Genomic DNA, 4,049 nt, shown 5'->3' on the forward strand with positions numbered 1-4,049 from the left:
GAGAATTTATTCTCAATTATAAAAATTGAGATAGTTTGTGCCGCTTAAATAAAGAGGTTTTGATAACCAAATTAAAGCATATCTAAAGAGTTTTGAGTTAAAAGTTAAACTTCAAGTTTTCATTCAGGACGAATGTACTGGTTAACTAATTTTCCCAAAAAAATTAGTTAACCCATCATTATAACATATAATTAATTTGCAAGAGTTCTAATATCTTTTCCTGTTAACATTTCTTCCGCTTTTTTAAAGAAAATTGGCAAGCGTCGTGCATCTTTAAGATTATATTGAACATTAATCAAAATTAACAAGGGTTTTGTTTGCTGTTTAAGTTTATCTAAAAATTCAAATTCTGTTTCTTGGGTACTGTCATTCGTGACAATATAACAAATTAAATAACTTTCATCAATGGCTTTCAATGCTTCTTCCTCATCAGCCTCTCCTCCCACCGCACCAATGCCAGGTGTATCAATTAGATGAATACCATTGCCAATATCATAAACTTTATTTCGACGACTTGTTCGTTGTTTTCCTTCTCCAATTCCTTCATAATATGTTCCCAATAAAGTAGCAAACAAAGTGCTTTTTCCTGCCTTTGTTCTTCCCATCATCGCAATAGTAAAATTGCCAACAGATCGTTTTTTAGCTTCTAAAGTTCGTTGTAAATGCTCAAAATCAGTAGCTTTAGCCTGCGCTAGACGTTGATAAATTTTAGAGAGTTGGTTCTGAGTTGCTTTTTCGGCTTTATTGGCTTTAGTAGAGGATTTATTGATGGCAAATTCATCTAATTTTCCTTTAAAGCTCTTACTTATTTTTTTTAATGCGTCTTCCCCTGAGCGAATTTCTTGCCGAATTAGTTCATAGTCAAACAATGCAGTTTTCTTGTTTGACAAAATTGTTTGATGATAAGTATCATGATCTAACAGACATTTCACCATAATCTTTAGATTCCTCTGCTATACAACGAGGTAGGCTGAAAATTATGCCGCCATTATGCCAAAAATTTGCGGATATGCAATCATAAACTGAATTAATACTAAATCTGGTTCTTAAAAACTGAGGCTCTACCGAACCTGTCCTGTAAAACTATTAACAACTCATGCTTGTAAAGCTTGTATACTAAGGCCTTGAGTTTTTGTTAGATTGATATTTATCAACTTTAGAGCATTGCTGGGCAGAGAAGGAGCTTGAGGAATTTTCTACAGTGTAAGTTCGGAAGAACCAAAACTGATTATTTATTTCCCCTCTTGCCTCTTGCATGAGTGCCTGTCCTGATATGTAGCCTATACTCAAGGGATTTAGTATAATTTTAGCGTTGATTATCGGCAGGAATGGAATCGCTTGCACCACCTCATCCTTGAGGCGGTGAGCGCGGAAAATCTCAATTCTCACCTGAGAAATTACTTTTTCCTACGAAAGCAGCTTGGTTCGGGCTATCTTGACCTATTGCGATTCTTTTTGAACCATCGGACTTTTATGCGAAGTCGCCATCCTGAAAGGGTTGGCAAAAGTCCGAGGGAGTTGATGATGGGACAAGCACATCCCCATTGGCTAGAACTGCTAGGCTTTGAGCGATTTCAAAGTGCCTGAGACATTAGCTTGAGTCTTAATACTTTTGTACGTTAAGCGATTGTCTGAACAATGGCTGGATTTGTCAGGCTTTCTCACCCAAAATTGCCCTTTTTTGAACCACGCCATCATTTTTTACCCACACCATCTCCAGACGATGTGGGCTAAATCGGGCTAAATCCCTTCTTTTCTAGCTAAAAGGACGGGACAGTTGACATTAACCCGCACATAATCCGAGAGGGAAGTACCGAGAAGGCGATCGAGATCTGGTAAACTCTTAGCCACGGAAGGACGGCGATCGGGCGACCCCAACAGTAAGAGATCGACACCATAATCATCGACGAGTTTGCAGAGTTGTTCTCCCGGTTTACCCCCCGTCACCACGCAGCGATAGGGTATATTCATCCGTTTTACTTTTGCTACTGCTGGCCCTAAAATCGGGTTTTCTTCCATTTCTTTGGGGGAAGTGGGGGCAAATTCCGGTTTTAAGTCGGGGTTGATGCGGGCCAGAATTAACTCTGCTGAAGGATAGTCCCGCAGGAGATAAATAGCCAGATCGAGAGCTAAATCAGCCGAGCTAGACTTATCGAGAGCTACCATCACCTTTTTGATTTTTTTGACGTAAATATCGTCTTTTACCAATAACATCGGGTGATTAGTCAGTTGAAAGACGTATTGACTGACGGAATTTTCTAGAATTGCCTCCAGTCGCTTCAGTCCTCGGGAACCCATCAGGATCAAATCAGCACCGATTTCGTCAGCAACTTGACAGACGGTGTCTTTGGGATCTCCTTGGCGCAGAATCGTGGAAACTTTGCTGGGTTCAATTTTGACTTCTTGCAGGATTTTAGTCAGCATTTGGGTTCCTTCTTCCCATTTACTGGCCAGAGCTTCGGTGGTAATCTGAGGGGGAACAACCCGGAGAATGGTAATCGACGCTTTCCGGATAGCGGGGAGATCCATCAATGCTTGTAGCATTTCTTGGGTTTGACCTGCGCCGGAATCAGCGTATAGTATTTTCTCTAGCATAAGATTAAACTCGGTCTATGATCTTAATGGTTTTCGCTAATTTTCAGCATACTGCTAATGTTGTTCCCGAAATTTAACAACTTATTAAGCGCTTTTTCTTAGGTAAATGCGATCGCTTTTGAGGGTATTTTAAGTATTTATGCTTAATTAACTAGAAATACTTGGCTCAAAATCATCGTGTCAGTCATTCATTTGTACTATATTTCGGATGCAATGCTGGCACTCTCTTTTAATCACAGCTAAATCGACCATTTAATTGATGATTATTCATTCTTAATTCTCCAGCAACCACGAGAATTTTTGATTTTTACCAGAGGTCTAGTTATGTCTTTATCAATTCGGGGAATTATCCTAGTAGCGACGACAGTTTATCAGACGTTATCTGTTTGGTTAGAAGAACAAAAAGCACCGCCAGGTAATTTGATTAATCTGGGTAAATATCGCCTACATTTTTGTCTGGCGGGATCGGCTAGTCCCACTATTATTATTGACCATAGTTTAGGGGGAATTGAGGGATATTTTTTGATAGAAGAATTGTCAGAATTAGCTAGGGTTTGTATTTATGATCGAGCCGGTTATGGTTGGAGTGATCCTAGTCCCTATCCCCGAACAAGCTACCAAATTGTTCAGGAATTAGATCAATTACTGAACCAAGCAAAAATAGAACCACCTTATATTTTAGTTGGTGATTCTTTTGGCAGTTATAATGTTCGACTGTATGCTCATCTGTTCCCAGAAAAAGTGGTAGGTTTGGTACTCACCGACGGTTTACACGATCAGGGAATGCTGAAAATGTCGCCAGCATTAAAGGCCTTAAAATTATTTTTTATCTCTGGATTTTTGATGTCGATTATCGGCTCAATTTTAGGCATTATCCGAGTTCTGAGAGTTCTGGGAGTTTTTGAATTATTAAAACCAGAATTGCGTCGCTTTTCCCTGGATTCTCGTCATCGAGTTAAGCGTTCTTTCTGTCGCGCTAAACACTGGATGACGATGAGTAGAGAAATGCTTAATCTCGACCAAAGCGCTCGTCAGGTGAGTGAGGCTAATAATTTCGGTAATTTACCGATAGTTAGTATTAAAGCTAATTCTTTTTTTAAACCTTCCCTTTGGACTCGGTTTATTCCCCTCAAAAGTGCCAACCGACTCCGGGAGGAGATGCACCTCGAATTAGGCAAGTTATCCAGAGATTTTAGGGAAATACAAGCGGATAAAAGTGGCCATTTTGTCTGGATGGATCAACCGGATGTTATGATCGATGCGGTCAGAATTTTGCTTGACAAAATTAACTCTGTGTGCTAAGTAATAGAGTAAAGTTAACTTCTTGCTCAGTACAGGACAAAAAGCTGGAAAAGTAGGCGAGAGTAGGGTTTTATGAGAAATAGAACCAATCTCTAAAACCCTAGGAACCAGTATAGCGCCTTAAAGCAAGCCCTTAAACCCCATCTGGCATG

Annotated in this window: 3 protein-coding genes; 1 reads left to right on the forward strand and 2 read right to left on the reverse strand. The window is 39.7% G+C overall.

Translation table 11 applies throughout. The features are described from left to right. Window positions 1–191: 191 nt before the first annotated feature. Window positions 192–935, reverse strand: coding sequence for a GTPase (locus MiAbW_RS18730; protein ID WP_151697308.1), 744 nt, complete (start codon window positions 933–935; stop codon window positions 192–194). 805 nt (window positions 936–1,740) lie between these two features. Continuing rightward, window positions 1,741–2,595 (reverse strand): universal stress protein, encoded by an 855-nt coding sequence (locus tag MiAbW_RS18740; RefSeq protein ID WP_151697310.1) that lies wholly within the window; start codon window positions 2,593–2,595, stop codon window positions 1,741–1,743. A 324-nt stretch (window positions 2,596–2,919) separates the two neighbouring features. Between MiAbW_RS18740 and MiAbW_RS18745 the strand changes: the two genes are divergently transcribed. Beyond that, window positions 2,920–3,897, forward strand: coding sequence for an alpha/beta fold hydrolase (locus MiAbW_RS18745; protein ID WP_151697311.1), 978 nt, complete (start codon window positions 2,920–2,922; stop codon window positions 3,895–3,897). Window positions 3,898–4,049: the final 152 nt, after the last annotated feature.

It is taken from the genome of Microcystis aeruginosa NIES-4325, assembly GCF_008974145.1.
In the GTDB taxonomy this organism is placed as follows: Bacteria; Cyanobacteriota; Cyanobacteriia; order Cyanobacteriales; family Microcystaceae; genus Microcystis; species Microcystis aeruginosa_G.